This is a genomic window from Collinsella ihumii (assembly GCF_900046475.1).
Taxonomy (GTDB): domain Bacteria; phylum Actinomycetota; class Coriobacteriia; order Coriobacteriales; family Coriobacteriaceae; genus Collinsella; species Collinsella ihumii.
Map to the genome: position 1 here is coordinate 221,221 of NZ_FCOU01000003.1, position 17,226 is coordinate 238,446.

The following is a 17,226-nucleotide window of genomic DNA, read 5'->3' on the forward strand; positions in this document are numbered from 1 at the left end:
GCTGTATCGAAAGCGATTTTGGTGCAGCCCCTCTTCCATGCCCGGAATCCCGCGGCGGCCGCGCCCGCCGCGGAAATGAAAAAGGGCGGGGGCCGGCCCTACGCCGGCGCCCCCGCCCCCGCCTTCCTCGATTCCGCGAGGAAGGGCTTGCGTATGTTGTGGCCCGTGGCGACCAGCCTCCACTCGAGCTCCACCTTCTCGAGCCCCCTCAGCGTGAACCTCGTGAAGCCGAGGTTGCGCTTGATGTTGCCGAACGCGGTCTCCACGTCGACGGAGCGCCTCTTCCTCAGGGCGGACCCGGCCTCGCTTCGCAGCATCTCGCTGGCGCGCCCCCTGAACGCGTTCAGGGTCGGGTTCACCCGTATCCGCCTGGGCCGGTCGGCGTCCTCCGACCTCGAGCACCTCGCCCTGATCTGTTTCAATATATCGGACAGGCAGCCGGTCGGTTCTAGGCTGCCAACGGCACCTCCCCTCGGGGACCCTCGTCCCCCGCGAGGGCCGTCTCCATGCGGGACATGAAGGCCTCCATGCGCTCGGCCGGTATCTGGTACCCGATCGTGGAGTGGGGGCGCTGGCGGTTGTAGTAGGCCTCGATGAACTCCACGACCGCGTGCCGGGCCTCCGCCCTGGTCGCCCAGCCCCGGAGCGAGCACATCTCGTTCTTGAGGGTGGCGAAGAAGGACTCCGCCACGGCGTTGTCGTGGCAGCTGCCCGTGCGGCCCACCGAGAGCCTCACGTCGTGCGCGGCCGCCCATTCCGCGAGTGCCCGGCTCGTGTACTGCGAGCCGCGGTCGGAGTGGAATATGGCGCCCCCGGCCACGTAGCCGCGCGACCACGCCATCTCGAGCGCCGAGACGGCGAGCCCGGCCGTCATCCGCTCGGACATCGACCAGCCCACCACCATGCGGGCGGAGAGGTCGATGGCGACGGCCAGGTGGAGCCACCCCTGGCCGGTCCGGAGGTAGGTGATGTCGCCGGCGAGCACGGTCGTCGGCACGGGCGGGCGGAAGCGGCGGCGCACCCGGGCGGGCCCACGTGTGTAGAGGAGACAGCACTGACGCCCACGGACTGCGTGGCGACCGGCGCATGGGCATTGATCTTGCTCTTATACACATCTAGATGTGTATAAGAGACAGCGCCCAGCATCCTCGCCATCATGCCTATCGGGAAGTTCGCCCTCTCCGCCTCCATCAGAAGGTAGCGCTCGGCTACCCCTGGGTCCTGGCGAAGAAGGCCGCGGCTTTTTTTCAGGAACTCGTTCTCCATCTCCAGCTCGCGGATGCGCTTCCTGGCGGACCGCAGCTCGGCGGCCTGGTCGCCGGACGGCCCGGGAGCCGTCTCGCCCAGCTCGCGGCGCCTCTTGAGCACCCAGTCGTTCACGGTTTTAGAGTTGAGCCCGAGCTCGCGGCAGTACTCGGTGATCGGCCTGCCCGACGCTATGACGAAGTCCGCGGTCTCCCTGCGGAACTCGGGCGTGTACTTGTTTGCCGGGTTCTGTCCCATGGTCCTGCACCTTCTTTCGGAAGTTTATAGATCGGGATGGCCGGGGTCGGGCCCCCGGGACTCCCTGTCCGATAAAAGAGTACAGCTCAAACGGCAGGTACGAGACGCGCCGGCACGCGCTCGAGACGGAGCCCCAGCCCTTCTGGGGATACTGGGAGGCCAAGGCGGCGTAACCGCATATCCACGGTGATCTAACAGAGGCACTATCAAAACTATAAGGCCGTACGCAAATAGGACAGGCCAATCAGGATTCCGAAGCCGAGACCGATGAACGCCGGTTTTTGTAGAGCAAGGTCCAGGTACCACATACCACACGCGCCCCTGTATGTTCGACGATTTCCGTTATAGGGAGACAGTGATTTTTCATGGCGCACGTATTGTCGATGTCCTAGCAGGAATCTAGAAATAAGTGACGAACCTTTTACCGATTCGAATGCCCATTAACCGATGAATAGGAATTCATAAAATACCGACTGAGAAAAGGATTGCTATCATATTTTTAAATATTGGTCAACTTCTAACGAAAGGAGAATATGCATAGCAGCCAAACCTCTGGCAAAGGAGGGACATGATGAAGCGCATACGGATTACAGCATTATTCACACTAATAGTCTCATCTTTGCTATTTAATCCACACGCCGCATTCGCCGAAAATAGAGACGAACAAACATATTTCTCTACAAGCGATTATATCGATGCCGTAACCAACGAATATAAGCGTTTTGGTATCGAATTCGAGGTTGTCGGCGATCAGGAATCTGAGGCAAAGCTGACAGTTGGCGACCTCAATCGAGAGATTGAGCAGATTAGAGAGGCTTCTCGTCAGGCAGCGCTAGCAACAGTCGATATTGTTGATTTGGATCAAAATCAGAATCAACAAGTATTTCGCGCTATGCCATATAGTAAAGAGTATACAAAATCCATACGTGCCACGTCAGTCCCCGCTCTTGCTTATGCTGACATCACCTACGTTGTTCAGGCAACTGTCAACGCGCAAACTGGAACCCTCATTTCAATCAATAATGCTTATAGCTATGTTTCGTATGCCGTGAACCTCGAATCGTGGCAGCAGACAAAGCTTGATACCAGCAGGACGTATCTATATGGAAACGAATTCGTCAAAGCCCATATAGTTGGGTTTGCGAATTTTAGGTATACGCACCCAAGCACCGGCCTTACGGTAAGTGCAACAGTTCCGGTTGATCACATTACGCTCTGGGCGACCGAATGAAGGTAAGATTATGGAGCTCCTAGCCGTATATGGAACCTTTTTGATGTCACTATGCATTGACGTTCTGAAAATTGTGTTCATGATTTTTGGCATTGTCTGCATGTATAAATACATCAGAGCCAAGTAGATGAGACCGATTTCTCGATAGCGTTCTTTTGGAGAAAGCAGTATCGCAAACAAGTCTGCCGTTGAAGACGGATTACTTTGCACCGTCTTCAACGGCGGCTTATAGGGCAAAAAGTGTGTCCGCTTTAGAGATGTCGACGCAGATCGGCACCTCTAAAGAGGACACACTTTTTGCCCTATAAGCCTCAACAGCCGACTTGTCTTTTTTCGCATGGGCATAGAGTCCAAGACCCTTTGAATCTCTCTTTGGTCAGTGTCGGTGGATTGATGGTGCGCACACCGATTTCGTAACCATGCCCACCCGCACCATCGATATTCCGACGATTTTGGCGGGCCGGCTGCGCCGTCCGGAAGGACGGGATCATATGGACAAGCATAACTTATCACACACGAGCCGGGGGCGCGCCTGCCGCATCGTGTGGATACCGAAGTACAGGAGGAAGGTCCTGTACGGGGAGACGCGAAGGGAGGTCGGAGAGATTGAGTAATCGCCCGCTTCAGAGCATGCGATATTGCGAATGGGAGCCGCTGGTGGCCAACGTCAGATATTGGCATAGAGAGCCATCGATATTTCGCAAGGGAGCCGCCTGCTGCTACCTTCGTCTTGCCATGTCGGAGTCAAGACGAAGGAGGTTTTCAGCATGGCGAATAGAATCAGGGCCAAGGACATCTTGAGGCTCGACGGGTCCGGGCTGTCGGGGCGCACCATCGCAGCGTCCCTCGGCGTGTCGCGCAACAGCGTGACCGCGGTGCTCGCCGCGGCCAAGCGGGAGGGCTTCGGGTGGGAGGACGCCCGCCCGCTCTCGGACCGCGAGGTCTACGACCGCCTTTTCCCCGAGAGGGCGCACGAGGCCACCGTCTACCCCGATCCCGACTGGGGGCGCATCCACAGGGAGCTCGCCCGCGACGGGGTGACGCTCAAGCGCCTGCACGCCGAGTACCGGGACGCGTGCTCCGCGAGGGGCGAGGCGTCGATGGGTTACGACCGCTTCTGCAAGCGCTACCGCGAGTTCACCGTGAGGAAAAGCGTCGTGAGCCGCGTCGGGCACAAGGCGGGAAGGATCATGGAGGTCGACTGGGCCGGGCCGACGATGGCGGTCGTCGACCCGGCGACGGGCGAGGTCTCCAAGGTCTACCTGTTCGTGGCCTGCCTGCCCTTCAGCCGCATGTCGTGGGTCGAGCCGACGCTCGACATGAAGCAGGATACATGGCTTCGCTGCCACGTGCACGCATTCGGCTACTTCGGCGGCGCGGCTCCCTGCATCGTGCCGGACAACCTCAAGACGGGCGTCAAGCGCCATCCCCGCGAGGGCGAGGTCGTCATCAACGACGCATACCGGGAGATGGCAGCCCATTACGGGGCGGCGGTGATGCCCGCGCGCGTGAGGAGGCCGCGCGACAAGCCCAGCGTGGAGAACGAGGTGTGGCAGGCGGCCACCGAGGTGATAGCGGCGCTGCGCGAAACGGTCTTCACGGACTTCGGCGCGCTCAAGGAGGCCGTCAGGAAGAAGGTCGACGAGCACAACTCCCGCCCCTTCTCCAAACGGGAGGGCACGCGGAGGCAGGTCTTCGAGGAGCAGGAACGCCCGCTCCTGAGGCCGCTGCCGGCCGTCCCCTACGAGGTCTGCGAGTGGGTGTACGGGCGCAAGGTCCAGCGCAACTGCCACGTGTCGTACAAGCGCAACTTCTACTCGGTGACCCATCTCGCCGTCGGCAGGACGGTCGACCTGCGCGTCACTGAGTCCACCGTCGAGGTCTTCCTGGGCGGAGAGCGGCTCGCGACCCACCCGCTGTTCCCGGCATACGCGCGCAACAGGTACTCGACGCACGAGGCCGACCTGCCGGACGGGGGGTCGTACTCGGACTGGGACGCCGGGCGAATCCGGCGCTGGGCGGAGAGGGTCGGCCCGTCGTGCGCCGGCGTCGTCGAGCGGATATTCCAGTCCGTGGAGTTCGAGGAGCAGGGGTTCAACGCCGCGCTCGCGGTGCTGAGGCTCTCGCACAAGTACTCCGCCCCGCGGCTCGAGAGGGCGTGCGAGATGGCGCTGGCGACGGGGAGGCGCTCACCGCGCTACCGGGATGTGGAGCCGATACTCAGGAGCAACCAGGACAGGCTCGCCGACGCCCGGGCGGGCGACGACGGCGGGCCGGGCGAGGACGAGGCCGGATACGTCCGGGGCGCGGACTTCTACGGGGAGGTGTAGGGAGATGGACCTCTCCGTGGAGACCAGGCGCAAGCTGCGCGACATGGGCGCATCCGACCTGCTCGACGCCTTCGCGGCGCAGGACGAGGGCATGTGCATGGGCATGACCTGCGCCGAGCGCGTGCAGATGGCCGTGGACGAGGCCCACTCGTCCTTCTTGACGTCCAAGGTGCGCAACCTCACCAAGCGCGCGGGCCTGCGCTATCCCGAGGCGGACGTGCGCTCCATAGACTTCTCGGAGGAGCGCGGGGTCTCCCGGCCTGCTCGGTCTCACGCACGACCTCTTCGACCCGCGGGTTCGCCGAGCGCGGCCAGAACGTCGTGCTCCAGGGGCCGACGGGCACGGGGAAGACCTACCTGGCCTGCGCGCTCGCGAAGGCCGCCTGCCAGCGACGGATGCGCGCCTGCTACATACGCTGCCCCGACCTCGAGGAGGCGTGGCGCGAGGCGCGCGAGCGAACGGGCGGCGAGCGCAAGCTCACCCGCAAGTACGCCGCCTTCCAGGTGCTCGTGCTGGACGAGTGGCTGCTCGACCGCCCCGGCGAGCTGTTCCGGGGCTTCCTGCTCGAGCTCATGGAGGCGCGCTACGGCTCGTGCTCGACGGTTCTCTGCACCCAGTTCAGGCAGAAGGACTGGCACGCGCGGCTCGGGGGCGGCGTGCACGCCGACGCGATCATGGACCGCATCGTGCACGGCACCGCGTGGGTCGAGATGGGCGAGCTCAACATGAGGAGGAAGCTCGGCAGCGGATCCGGCTGACGAGCTGATGCCGGGCGCGGCTCCCTGCGGCACCGCGCCCGGCTCTCACGCGCAATACCCCCGGCTCCAGTTGGCAATATTTAGTGGCTTCTCTGCGGACGAATACTCAGAGAGATACCGAGGGCGCTTGCGGAGCGCATGGACGGCGTCGAGATGGCGGAGGGGTCCGCCTGCCCCGGCCACATCCACATATGCCTGAGGATCGCCCCCAAGCTGAGCGCCGGCGACGTCGTCGGGAAGCTGAAGGGCAAGAGCTCGATAATCCTGCACGAGAGGCGCCCGGAATGGCGACGGGCCGCGGGCAGGGACAGGACTCTGCGGGCCAGGGGCTGCTGCGTGAGCACCGTCGGCCTGAACGGGTCGGTGATCAGGAGGTACATCCGGAACCAGGAGGACGGCAGCCGGATCGAGTAGGTGACGGGGAGCCGCCGATCGGCGGCGTGACGTAACGGCCACCGGCCCGCCGCGGCCCCGCCGCCGTGGTAAAAAGCCCCTATGGGGCGATACTAAAGGGGGCTGTATCATAAGGTCCCTAAGCAATTGAGGGGCCCGCGTCCCGCGCGGGCCCTCCCGTATGCCCCGCAAGGCCGCCGATGGCATTGCCATGAAGGGTGGAAATAGCTATCTACCTGCGATTATGGTAAAATGGAGGCGGCGACCGGAGAATGGAGGACGCCATGCCCGAGCCCAGGTTCCGCTCCTGCCGCCAGAACCAGCCGATGCTGCTGCCGCCCGACATCTCTGAGCTCATCCCCGCGAACTCGATGGCGCGGCTCGTCGACGCGATCGTCGGGCGCATGGACCGGCGCCTGCTGGAGTCTCTCTACCCGGGCGGCGGCGCGCCCGCGCACGACCCGTCGATGATGCTGAAGGTCGAGACGTGGGCGCGGAGCATCCCCTCCCTCGTCGCGTCGGAGCGCCTGGCCTGCTCCTCCCAGCAGAACCACCACAGGTGATCTACGCGATCATGCGGGACAGGAGGCCGTACGTCCCCGCATAGCCCGTGGGGTGACAGCGGACGGTGGGGCGCCCTGCAGCGCGGGCGCTGACGCCGCATGGCCCGGGTGCCCGTCAGACTATGCAGAAAAATGCTTGACAAGACTATAGGAACACCCCCCCGATGCAGTCCGGCGGTTTCCGTTTCGGTGCAAATGCGCCAGTGTCCCATGGTGGCCGCCTACTCGCCCTTGGCCTCGCCGGAGGCGAGGCGCATCAGGCCGCGCACCTGCTCGACAAGCTGGGCGACCTGGGCGTCCAGCGCCTCGGCCCTCGCCGTGGCAGCGTCCGCGCCGCGCTCGGCCGCGCTCAGGGCCGCGTGCGCCTTGTCGAGCCCGGCCGCCAGCGTGTCGACCCGCGCCTGCGCGCGGTCTCGGCCTCGGCCTTGGCCTCGGCTGCGGCGACCCTGTCGGTCGCGGACGCCTTGGCCTCGTCGGTCGCGACCGCCGATCTGTTCTAAGAAGCAGAATAGGGACGTTATAACATTAATATATACTATAATATTTCTTATAAATCATCGTACAAGCCCCTCGGCATGGCAGAGGGGCTTGTAACTTGTTCCGGATTACACTCAAAGCGGTATTCCGGAATGAATGCGTTTGACAAGATAAGAAAAGTAAATACTAATAATATTAAAATAAAGATTAGTAATTTATTTTTCATAGTCTATGATCTCATCTACTTAAAGATATGAGCGCCAAGATTGAAGTCTGATCCGTCATGTGGAGACAAGCTCAGATATCGACCGCTGGCGTACCAACCATCGTAAACGCACATATACCAGCCCTGGTTGCCGGCAGGTTCAATAGTTCTTAAGTAGCCCTCTACCGCCGCTGCGTGAGCGACTCCGTCGGTAGCCAAGGCGTCTACTGTCAATATGCATCCCCAGTCGTTATCGATTGAATAAACCTACTTGATAATTCTTCGCTATCTTTATCGCATTCTCTTCGCTGAACGGAACAGTTGAACCTTGATAGGCATTGGCCCTTAGAGGGTTAAGAATCAATCCAGCTGCCGCCAAACCGACGGTTTTGACCAATGATCTTCTTGTGAACAAGTTTGACATTGTAATCTCCCGTTCATGTTGATCCATGTTAGCATTTTCACAGGGGCTATCCACCTCTTCCATGAAAAGATGGATAGCGCTCGGCGGGCGTTGCAAAATTGAAGGCGAATGGGATTATTTCAGCATTTGTTAAAACACCCATAACATTGTCCGGCACCTATCGAGTGGAGCGGCGCGTCCCTCAACCATCTTTTCGTTGTAAAGTGCGCCCGTGGTGCAGGTATCGTCATGGTGCCGTTAGAGCTCTCTGCTACCTGCCGTCAGCCGGCGGCAGGCCTCTTCCGAGAAGACGGTCGAGCCACTACCTCGATGACAGCCGGTCGATCGTGGCCTGCATGGCCGACACCTCTGCGGTAAGTGACCGTATCTGCTCGTCTTTCGCCTCGAGCTGGCGCGCGATGGCGGCCAGCTGCACGTGCGAGGCGCTGAGAGCCGTTTTAAGGGCCTTTATCGCGACCCGGTACGCATCTGCGCCTCCGTCCCCAAATCCCATTGTCGGCGGCTCTGTGGTGTCCTGCGACGTTTTCCCGATTGCGTCCGCGACGGCCGATGCCGCGAAGTCGTCGACGATGTACGCCTGTCCGCTTTTGGACACACGCGTCTCCCAGAGCTTGAGGTCCTTCAGCCTGGCCGTCACGATCGGCTTCGTGACGCCGAGGCCGTTGGCGATCTGCTTGATGGTCGACATCGGCACCTCCCCGTCCTTGTTGACATAATGCTAATTGTCAGAACCGCGCTTATTGCGTTTACCTGCGATATTACTGTCTTTGCGGTTGATTTGCGCCAAGAGGCCGCTAAATAATGCAGTGCTTTGCGGTCATTTTGCAGTCTGCTTTGCGTGGCGACGCCTGGTTCCAGATGGCTGTCATGTCGATGTGTGGCGGGATGCCGAAACCGAAAAGACCGCATCCGTCGATTTGCGGTTCTTTGCGCTGCATTGTGCTGCTTTTAGCTGCACGTAGCAGAACAGGACGACCTTCAGCATCATCGACGGGTCGTGGGCCGGGGCGCCGCCTCCGGGGTAGAGGGACTCGAGCAGGCGGCGGTCCATGCGCTCCACGATCGCGTCGACGAGGCGCGCCATCGCGTTCTCCGGGATCAGGTCGGAGACGTCGGGCGGCAGCAGCATCGGCTGGTTCTGGCGGAGGGGCGGAACCTGGGCTCGGGCATGGCGTCCTCCATTCTCCGGTCGACGCCTCAATTATACAATAACCGCAGGTAGATGGCCATTTCTACCCTTCATGGCCATGCCCTCGGCGGCCTTGCGGGGCATACGGGAGGGGCCCGCGCGGGACGCGGGCCCCTCAATTGCTTAGGGACCTTATGTTGCAGCCCCTTGCACCGCGGTTGCCACCGATATGCACGCCCCCCCCGAACGTTTGTTTGCTTATATGGTAGAATGGAGTACTACCGCAATCGACAGCAGGCAGACGAGAGGAGGGCGAGATGGCAGACGTCCAGCGAATCATCGACCAGATCATGAACGACGAGAAGCTGCGTCGCAGCTCGCACTTCTCCGACCGCATCTACACCTCCGAGCCGATCCTCACCACCGCACGCCAGATGGCCACCTATCTTCCCGACCGGTATCGCGAGATGCGCGCCATCTCCCGGTGGCAGCAGGACGGCGACGGCTCGCGCGGACGCTGGCTCTCCGAAGCCGAGCTGTTCTATCGCCAGGGCATCTTCATGGAGGACTTCGAGGACGATTGCCCCTACCACGGCACGTTCAAGTCGTTCTACCCCACCTACAACGCCATGAGCGATCGGCAGCTACGCGGCTATTTCACCTGGCGCGCCGCCGTGCGCCGCGGGAGCATCGAGGAGACCTCCCTCTCGTTCGCCTATGTCTACCTGTACGAGCTGCTGTGCGGCATCGGCGTGGCGGACCCTCTCGACGGGTTCGGGAAGTTCAAGGCGTTTTGGGACGCCTACCGCGCCTTCGCACCCGAAATCGACCGCTATGCGCGCGTCTGGCTGCAAGACTACGTCGTCTACCACGGCCTCGACCCCCAGCTCGTCGCCGATCAGAAGAACGTGGCGTTCGACCGCCTGCTCATCGAGCTCCAAGCCGTGACCGAGATCGCCCTGGCGCGGCCCCAAGCCGCCGTGCGCGGCAAGAAGTCGGCCAAGGCGTCCGGCGCGCTGTTGCCCGTCGATGCCGGGTTCGAGGACCGGATGCTTCGCGCCGTCGAGGCGCTGTCGACCTACCGCATCGGAACATCGCGCATGTACCGCGAGCAGCCCGAAGGCCTGCGCCACGTCGCCTGCGCCACCTATGTCCAGCTGGTCCGCTACTACGACAAGCACCGCAAGTGCGGCCTCATCGAGAGCCTCTTCGGGTCGCGCGCCCGGCTGCCCTACACCATGTTCGCCTCGGCGGTGTTCTTTGCCAAAACCCCTCATCCCGACGTCGTCGTCGATCTCACCCCGCTGTCCCGCTTCACCTGCGAGGGTGGACTGTGGACCTGCGAGCGCGTGCACGGCAGCCGCTCCCGCAGCAGCAAGCTGGGCGAGGCGATGCGCGCCGTCGACCGGCTCATGCGGGTGCGCAAGGGATGCGCGCACCAGCTGAAAGACGAGAAGATCCCGAGGTATCTCGAGCAGATCATCGAGCGGGAGATCGACGCCTGGGAGCTGTGGGAGCGCTCGCATGCGCCCCGTCGCATCGACATCGACCTCACGAAGCTCTCCGGCATCCGCAGCGCGGCGGCCGAGACGAGGGAGGCGCTCCTGATCGACGAGGAGCGCGAAGACGTCCCGCCGGCCGAGCCAGCCCAAGCCGAGCCGGCCACGGAGCCGGTCGCAACGCGAGAGGTGCCCTCGGCGCCCCGCGCGCCCGTCGCGGGCCCTGCCCCCGCGCAGGCGGCGCACGATGCGGCGGACGGCTCCTCCCCCTTCCCGCCTGCGCAGGCGGCCTACCTGCGCGCACTGCTCGCCAACGATCCCCAAGCGCGCGCCGAGGCGGTGCGCGAGACCCCTGAGGACCTGCTCGTCGACGCCATCAACGAGACGGCGTTCGACCTGATCGGGGACACGGTCGTCGAATTCGGCGAATCCGGCCCGACCGTCGTGGAAGACTACCGAGAAGACCTGGAGGAGTTGCTCGCATGAGCGATACCGCATCATCTGCCCCGCGCGTGCCCAAGCGCGTGGCCGCCGTCATCCTGAACTCCCTGAAAGGCGGCGTCGTACCGCGCATCGGCCTGCCCTATATCACCGTGGGCCGCGAGGTGGAGATCCGCGCGCTTCTGACCGACCTCGACCTCATCGCCGACGGTGGGGCCTCGTTCCGCTTTTTGGTCGGCCGCTACGGCGCCGGCAAGAGCTTTCTGCTCCAGACCATCCGCACCCATGCCATGGGCGAGAACTTCGTGGTCGCCGACGCGGACCTGTCGCCCGAGCGCCGGCTTCAGGGCGGCCAGGGCCAGGGTCTGGCCACCTACCGCGAGCTCATCCGCAACCTTTCGACCAAGACGCGACCCGAAGGGGGCGCGCTCGGCCTCATCCTCGACCGCTGGGTCGCGAACGTGAACGCCGAGGGTGAGACGGATGGCGAGGCGCGCGCCCGCGCGTCCGTGGCCGGCCTCGAGGAGCTCGTCCACGGGTTCGATTTCGCCCGTATGCTCGTGCGCTACTACCGAGCGAGCATCGAGGGCGACGAGGAGACGAAATCGAGCGTCTCGCGGTGGCTGCGCGGGGAATTCCGCACCAAGACCGAGGCGAAATCCGAGCTGGGGACCTCCGTCATCATCACCGACGACGACTGGTACGACTACATCAAGCTCATCGCCGCGTTCCTGCGCGGCGCGGGGTATCGCGGCATGCTCGTGCTCATCGACGAGCTCGTGAACCTGTACAAGATCCCGAACGCCATCACCCGGCAGTACAACTACGAGAAGATCCTCACGATGTACAACGACACGCTGCAGGGCAAGGCGCACTACCTGGGCATCATCATGGGCGGAACGCCGACGTCGATCGAGGACCGGCGCCGCGGCGTGTTCTCCTACGAGGCGCTGCGCAGCCGCCTCACCCAGGGGCGGTTCGCCCGCGAGGACATGCGCGACATGCTGGCGCCCATCATCCGCCTGCACCCGCTCACCTACGAGGAGCTGCTCGTGCTGATCGAGAAGCTGGGGCAGATCCACGCCGGGTACTTTGGCTACACGAGCACGATCACCGACGAGGACCTCGCCGCGTTTCTGCAGATCGAGTTCGGCCGCGTGGGCGCCGATTCGCACCTGACGCCGCGCGAGGTCATTCGCGACTTCATCGAGCTGCTCGACATCGCGTTCCAGAACCCGGAGATGGACATCTCGAACCTCCTGCGAGACGAGGGCGCCGTGACGGATGCGGGAAAGCCCGCAGACGCAGGCGGGGACGCCCCCTTCGCAGAGTTCACCATCTAGGGAAACACCGATCGCCTCACTCCGTGCAAGCCGGGGACGCACCTTCCGCGTGCATGCATGCACGCGGAAGGTGCGTCCCCGGCTTGCACGGAGTGAGGCCGCAAAAAAACGGCCGGCCCCGAGGGACCGGCCGCGTTCATATCCAGCGACGGATTACAGGCTACTCGACGGGCTTCAGCGCGTCGTGGGCCTCGGCGACCGCATCGACATGCTGGCCGTCCTCGGGGCGCTCGAGCTCCGGGATCCAATCGATGTACTGGTCGTCCGGCGCGTTCTTGTGCGGGGACTTCTTGGCGTAGGCCTTCACCATGGCCGCGGTCTTGGTGATGGACTGCAGCGTGCCGGCACCGGCCACGCAGCCGCCCGGGCATGCCATGCCCTCGAGCAGGTAGCCGTCGTACTTGCCCTTGACGGCGTCCTTCATCATCTTGCGGCAGTTGTCGAGGCCCTCGGCGTTGGCGACCTTGACGACGCGCGACGGGTCGTCGCGATGGATGGCGTTCACCACGGCGTTGGCGACGCCGCCGGCGACGGCGAAGTTGCGGCCGTCGGTGGACGCGACCTCGAAGTCGCTCGAGCCCTCACCGGCGAGCTTGGTGTAGTCGATGTCCTTGGCCTCCATCATGCCCGCCATCTCCTCGAAGGTGAGGACGAAATCGACTTCGGACTTGACGGACTTGCGCTGCGCCTCGAGCTTCTTTGCGGAGCAGGGGCCGACGAACACGATCTTGGCGTTGGGGTGCTGCTTGCGGATCAGGCGCGCGGTCAGCGTCATGGGCGTGAGCGCCATCGAGATGCACTCGGCATGCTCGGGGAACTCCATCTTGGCCATGACCGACCAGGCGGGGCAGCAGGAGGTGCCCATGAACGGCATCTTGTCGGGGACCTCCTCGATGAAGTCGCCGGCCTCCTGCACGGCGCACAGGTCGGCGCCGAGCGCGACCTCCTCCATGCCGGAGAAGCCGAGCTCCTTGAACGCCTGGCGCAACTTGTCGACGTTGCCCTTGCCGCCGAACTGGCCGACGAAGGCCGGGGCGACCTCGGCGATGACCTCCTCGCCCTCACGGATGGCGTGGATAACCTGGAAGATCTGGCTCTTGTCGGCGATGGCGCCGAACGGGCAGTTCACGAGGCACTGGCCGCAGGAGACGCACTTGTCGTAGTCGATCTTGGCGCGGCCCTGCTCATCGGAGCCGATGGCGTTCATGCCGCAGGCGGCGGCGCAGGGGCGCTCGTAGTGGTGGATGGCCGAGTACGGGCACACGGAGGCGCAGCGGCCGCACTTGATGCACTTGGACTGGTCGATGTGGGCCTTGCCGTCCACAAAGGAGATCGCGCCCTTGGGGCAGATCTCGCGGCAGGGATGCGCCATGCAGCCCTGGCACGCATCGCTCACGCGGTAGACGTTGTCCTCGCAGGCGTTGCACGCGAAGCTGATGACGTTGATCAGCGGCGGCTCGTAATAGGTCTCGGGCTTCGCGGCCTCGGCCACGCCCTCGGAAAGCATCGCGGGCTTATCGACACCCTGCAGGGGCAGGCCCATCGCCAAGCGGATGCGCTCGCCCACGACGGCGCGCTCGATGAACACGCTCTCGCGGTACGTCGCGACATCGCCCGGAATGATCTCGTAGGGCAGGTTGTCGACCCAGCCGTAATCATCGGTATCGACCACACCGTCGCCATCGACGTCGACGCCGCCCTGGTAGGCGATGCGCGCGACCTCTTTGAAGACGGTACGACGAATCTTGGTGATGTTCGTGTACACACCTCGCATGGAGTTGCTCATATAGTTGTCCCCTCTCGGACGTTTGTCAGGCGTGCCCATATTTTATAATTGAACCCTGCGTTTTGTCCGTACTTTGACGCAAGGATTCGCAAAATAGTGCACGCAACATGCACGCGCACGGGTATCGTGTGTGCCGAAGTACCATATGCAAAGAATCGAGGTCTCACCATGAAACGCATATCCGAGCAGCTCAGGATTCCGATGGGCCGCCGAACCTTCCTCGCTGCAGCGGGCATGGGCGTCACCGGCGCCGTCGCCGCTCTCGCCGGGTGCTCCGACTCCACGGCCGGCGCCGGCTCGACATCGACCGGAAGCTCCTCGAGCGCCGCAGGAAGCGCCGAGGAAGAGCCCGTCGAGAGCGTCGAGGTCCGCGTCGCGTCCCTCTCCGGCCCCACGTCCATCGGCCTCGTCTCCTTCATGGAGCTCGCCAAGGACGCCGAGTGCTACGACAACACCTACACGTTCAATATCTACAAGGCCGCGGACGAGATCCTGCCGCAAGTCATCAAGGGCGATATCGACATCGCCCTCATCCCGGCGAACGCCGCCTCCGTCCTGTATAACAAGACCGAGCAGGGCATCGCGTGCATCGACATCAACACGCTCGGCGTGCTGTCCGTGGTGACCGGAGACGCGTCCGTCACCTCCTTCGAGGATCTTGCCGGCCGCACCGTCTATCTCACCGGCAAGGGGACGACCCCCGAGTACACCATGAACTACCTGTTGAACGCCGCCGGCATCGCCGACTCCGTCACGCTCGAGTTCAAGAGCGAAGCGACCGAGGTCGTCAGCACGCTGGCCGCCGACGCATCCGCCGTGGGCGTGCTGCCCCAGCCGTTCGTGACCGCCGCGCTCGCCAAGAACGATGCGCTGAACGCGCCGGTCGACCTGACCGACGTGTGGGCACGGTACGCCGACGAGGGCAGCCAGATGGTCACCGGCGTGACCGTGGTGCGCCGCGAGTTCGCCGAGGCGCACGAGCAGGCGGTTGTCGAGTTCCTGACCGCGCAGGCGGCCTCTGTCGCCACGGTCAACGACGACCCTGCCGCCGCGGCTCCGCTCGTGGTCGAAGCGGGCATCATCGAGTCCGAGGCCGTCGCGGAGGCGGCCATCCCCAACTGCCATCTCGTCTGCCTCACCGGCGAGGAGATGAAAGATGCGCTGTCCGGATACCTCGAGGTGCTTCACGCCGCGAGCCCCGAGGCGGTCGGCGGCACCATGCCGGAGGACAATTTCTACTTCTCCATCGACGTGTAACCGCACAAACCCGCAGGCCGCCCGTCCGAACCGTGCAGGGGCGGTCGCCTTGCTTGGGGGCTGGAACCACCGGCCCCCTCTCTCTATCCCAAAGCCATTTGGAGGCATCGACCCTTGAGCCGCACGACCACGCAGAACACCTTGCCCCGAAGGCTTTCCGGCATGCTCGCCGTGCTCTTCTGGATCGTCGTGTGGCAGCTTGCGAGCATGGCGGTCGCAAGCGAGTTCATCTTGGCCGGCCCGCTCGATGCCCTGCGCGCGCTCGCGCGCCTCGCGCCCACCGCGGCGTTCTGGGGGCAGATCGCGTTTTCATTCTTCCGGATCGCCGCAGGCACCGCAGTCGCCTACGCCCTCGCCATCGCGCTTGCCGCCGCGGCGCGGCGGTGGGCCCTCGTGCGCACGCTTGCCGCGCCCGCGCTCTCCGCCATCAAGAGCACGCCCGTCGCCTGCGTGGTCGTCGTGCTGCTCATCTGGTTCGGCTCGCGCAACGTGAGCGCCATCGCCGTGTTCCTCATGGCGCTGCCCGGCATCTACTTCCCCGTGCTGAAAGGGCTCGACGAGCTCGATCCGCAGATGGAGGAGCTGTTCTGCCTCTATCGCGCCGACGCGCGCACGCGCCTGCTGGCGCACGTCGTACCCGGGGTCATGCCCTATCTTGTTGCGGCGAGCGCCACCGTGCTGCCCATGAGCTGGAAGGCCGGCGTGGCGGCCGAGTTGATCGGCGTGCCGGACGGATCAATCGGCGAGCGCATCTACCAGGCGAAGCTGCTGCTCGAGACGGCAGACCTGTTTGCCTGGACCATCGTGGTCGTGCTGGTCGCCTGGGTGTTCGAGCGCGCGGTGCTCTCGGCGCTCAACGCATGCTGGCCCGCCGCCGGGCGCTGGGCGGCCCTGCATCAGGACAGGCGCACTCTCTTATACACATCTAGATGTGTATAAGAGACAGGCACTCGCGGCAGGGATCCGCCCTCCACCCCTAGCCCCCAACCACACACCCGTCCACCTATGCCTCCCATCGTCGCGCGGCAGCTGCGCGCCGGCCACGCCGGCACGGCCGCATGCAGAGCCGTTGATTTTGAGGTCGCTCCGGGGGAGATCCTCTGCCTGATGGGATCTTCGGGCGCCGGCAAGACCACCATGCTCTCCACCATCACGGGGCTGCTTTCTCCCGTCTCGGGAAACCTGTCCATACCGGATGAGACCCGCTTTGCCGCCGTGTTCCAGGAAACGCGCCTGGTGGACGATTTGACGCCCGAGGAGAACGTTCGCCTGTTCGCGCCGCGCGAGCGCAACGCGCGCGCCATGCTGGCCGAGCTTTTGCCCCAAGACGCTCTTGGATCACCCGTCCGGGAGCTTTCAGGAGGTCAGCGCCGCCGCGTCGAGCTCGTGCGCGCCCTTGCCGCCGACGCCGACGTCGTGCTCCTCGATGAACCGTTTACGGGTCTGGACGGCAAGACGCATCAGGAGGCGCTCGCATTCGTCACGCGCCATCTCGACGGGCGACCCCTCATCATCAGCACCCATGACAAGCAGGACGCCCTGGCTCTCGGCGGCAAGATTCTTGCCATCTCATAGGAGAGCGGCGGTTCCGAGCCGCAGTTTTGCTGAAAAATCGACGTTGTGGATGGCTTGATTCCGAACCCGCCCAAAACGGCACGTGGAGCGCCGGCGTTTCCGCAGGTAACACCCGTGCGGCACGTGCGCTTTTCCGGGCGTCCTGAAACCATCCGTCCACAACGTCGATTTTTCAGCAATTTCTGACCCCGGAACCTCCGCTGAGGAATGCGAACGGACGCTTCCGCTGCCGTGCATGCGAAGAACCCGGCGGATGCCGCAACTGGGCATCAAAACGAAGGGCGCCCCCTTGGGGCGCCCTTTTCATTGCG

At 63.7% G+C, this 17,226-nt stretch carries 17 protein-coding genes; 11 read left to right on the forward strand and 6 right to left on the reverse strand.

The genetic code is table 11. The features are described from left to right. Positions 1-98: 98 nt before the first annotated feature. Genes BN3789_RS12885 through BN3789_RS12255 form a run of 3 tightly spaced genes read right to left on the reverse strand, consistent with a single transcriptional unit; the run spans position 99 to position 1,503 of the window. Positions 99-422 (reverse strand): transposase, encoded by a 324-nt coding sequence (locus tag BN3789_RS12885; protein ID WP_161938965.1) that lies wholly within the window; start codon positions 420-422, stop codon positions 99-101. Between the two features lie 26 nt (positions 423-448). Then, positions 449-985: an IS3 family transposase gene (locus BN3789_RS02265; protein WP_411431519.1), complete on the reverse strand. Its 537-nt coding sequence runs from the start codon at positions 983-985 to the stop codon at positions 449-451. Next, complete coding sequence (locus BN3789_RS12255) at positions 871-1,503, reverse strand: transposase (RefSeq protein WP_079989030.1); 633 nt, start codon at positions 1,501-1,503, stop codon at positions 871-873. Before BN3789_RS12255 ends, BN3789_RS02265 begins: the two co-directional genes overlap by 115 nt. Positions 1,504-2,071: 568 nt before the next feature. On the opposite strand from BN3789_RS12255, the gene BN3789_RS02275 reads away from it, so the two are divergent. From BN3789_RS02275 to BN3789_RS02305, 6 genes are all read left to right on the forward strand, one after another. After that, positions 2,072-2,734 (forward strand): hypothetical protein, encoded by a 663-nt coding sequence (locus BN3789_RS02275; RefSeq protein WP_066829442.1) that lies wholly within the window; start codon positions 2,072-2,074, stop codon positions 2,732-2,734. Between the two features lie 767 nt (positions 2,735-3,501). Then, positions 3,502-5,064: an IS21 family transposase gene (istA, locus tag BN3789_RS02285; protein ID WP_066829446.1), complete on the forward strand. Its 1,563-nt coding sequence runs from the start codon at positions 3,502-3,504 to the stop codon at positions 5,062-5,064. Positions 5,065-5,157: 93 nt separating this feature from the next. Continuing rightward, positions 5,158-5,823, forward strand: a complete 666-nt coding sequence (locus tag BN3789_RS13145) for an ATP-binding protein (protein WP_324608421.1) — start codon at positions 5,158-5,160, stop codon at positions 5,821-5,823. 114 nt (positions 5,824-5,937) lie between these two features. Beyond that, positions 5,938-6,237, forward strand: a complete 300-nt coding sequence (locus BN3789_RS02295) for a transposase (protein WP_324608422.1) — start codon at positions 5,938-5,940, stop codon at positions 6,235-6,237. A gap of 263 nt (positions 6,238-6,500) precedes the next feature. Next, positions 6,501-6,779 (forward strand): transposase, encoded by a 279-nt coding sequence (locus tag BN3789_RS02300; protein WP_147569497.1) that lies wholly within the window; start codon positions 6,501-6,503, stop codon positions 6,777-6,779. Positions 6,780-6,982: 203 nt separating this feature from the next. Beyond that, on the forward strand, positions 6,983-7,279 hold the full coding sequence (locus BN3789_RS02305; RefSeq protein WP_147569499.1) for a hypothetical protein: 297 nt from the start codon (positions 6,983-6,985) through the stop codon (positions 7,277-7,279). 907 nt (positions 7,280-8,186) lie between these two features. Here BN3789_RS02305 and BN3789_RS02310 read toward each other — a convergent pair. Continuing rightward, complete coding sequence (locus BN3789_RS02310) at positions 8,187-8,573, reverse strand: hypothetical protein (RefSeq protein WP_066829454.1); 387 nt, start codon at positions 8,571-8,573, stop codon at positions 8,187-8,189. Positions 8,574-8,750: 177 nt separating this feature from the next. After that, complete coding sequence (locus BN3789_RS02315) at positions 8,751-9,014, reverse strand: transposase (RefSeq protein WP_066829455.1); 264 nt, start codon at positions 9,012-9,014, stop codon at positions 8,751-8,753. A gap of 317 nt (positions 9,015-9,331) precedes the next feature. On the opposite strand from BN3789_RS02315, the gene BN3789_RS02320 reads away from it, so the two are divergent. Together BN3789_RS02320 and BN3789_RS02325 are read left to right on the forward strand one after the other, a co-directional pair. Continuing rightward, complete coding sequence (locus BN3789_RS02320; RefSeq protein ID WP_066829457.1) at positions 9,332-10,999, forward strand: TerB N-terminal domain-containing protein; 1,668 nt, start codon at positions 9,332-9,334, stop codon at positions 10,997-10,999. Beyond that, the gene (locus tag BN3789_RS02325; protein ID WP_066829460.1) at positions 10,996-12,297 is read left to right on the forward strand and encodes an ATP-binding protein; all 1,302 of its coding nucleotides are present in this window, start codon (positions 10,996-10,998) and stop codon (positions 12,295-12,297) included. The genes BN3789_RS02320 and BN3789_RS02325 overlap by 4 nt, the downstream gene beginning before the upstream one ends. Positions 12,298-12,457: 160 nt before the next feature. Here BN3789_RS02325 and BN3789_RS02330 read toward each other — a convergent pair whose 3' ends face one another. Further along, entirely contained in the window at positions 12,458-14,083 is a 1,626-nt protein-coding gene (locus tag BN3789_RS02330) for a 4Fe-4S dicluster domain-containing protein (RefSeq protein ID WP_066829462.1), read from the reverse strand. 168 nt (positions 14,084-14,251) lie between these two features. Here BN3789_RS02330 and BN3789_RS02335 point away from each other — a divergent pair, with 168 nt between their 5' ends. The 3 genes from BN3789_RS02335 (at position 14,252) to BN3789_RS02345 (ending at position 16,915) form a co-directional block, all read left to right on the forward strand. After that, positions 14,252-15,340 carry an ABC transporter substrate-binding protein gene (locus BN3789_RS02335; RefSeq protein ID WP_066829464.1) on the forward strand — a complete coding sequence of 363 codons (1,089 nt, stop codon included), beginning with the start codon at positions 14,252-14,254 and terminating at the stop codon, positions 15,338-15,340. 114 nt (positions 15,341-15,454) lie between these two features. Then, complete coding sequence (locus BN3789_RS02340) at positions 15,455-16,279, forward strand: ABC transporter permease (protein ID WP_147569502.1); 825 nt, start codon at positions 15,455-15,457, stop codon at positions 16,277-16,279. A 66-nt stretch (positions 16,280-16,345) separates the two neighbouring features. Further along, positions 16,346-16,915 (forward strand): ATP-binding cassette domain-containing protein, encoded by a 570-nt coding sequence (locus BN3789_RS02345; RefSeq protein WP_079989031.1) that lies wholly within the window; start codon positions 16,346-16,348, stop codon positions 16,913-16,915. Positions 16,916-17,226: the final 311 nt, after the last annotated feature.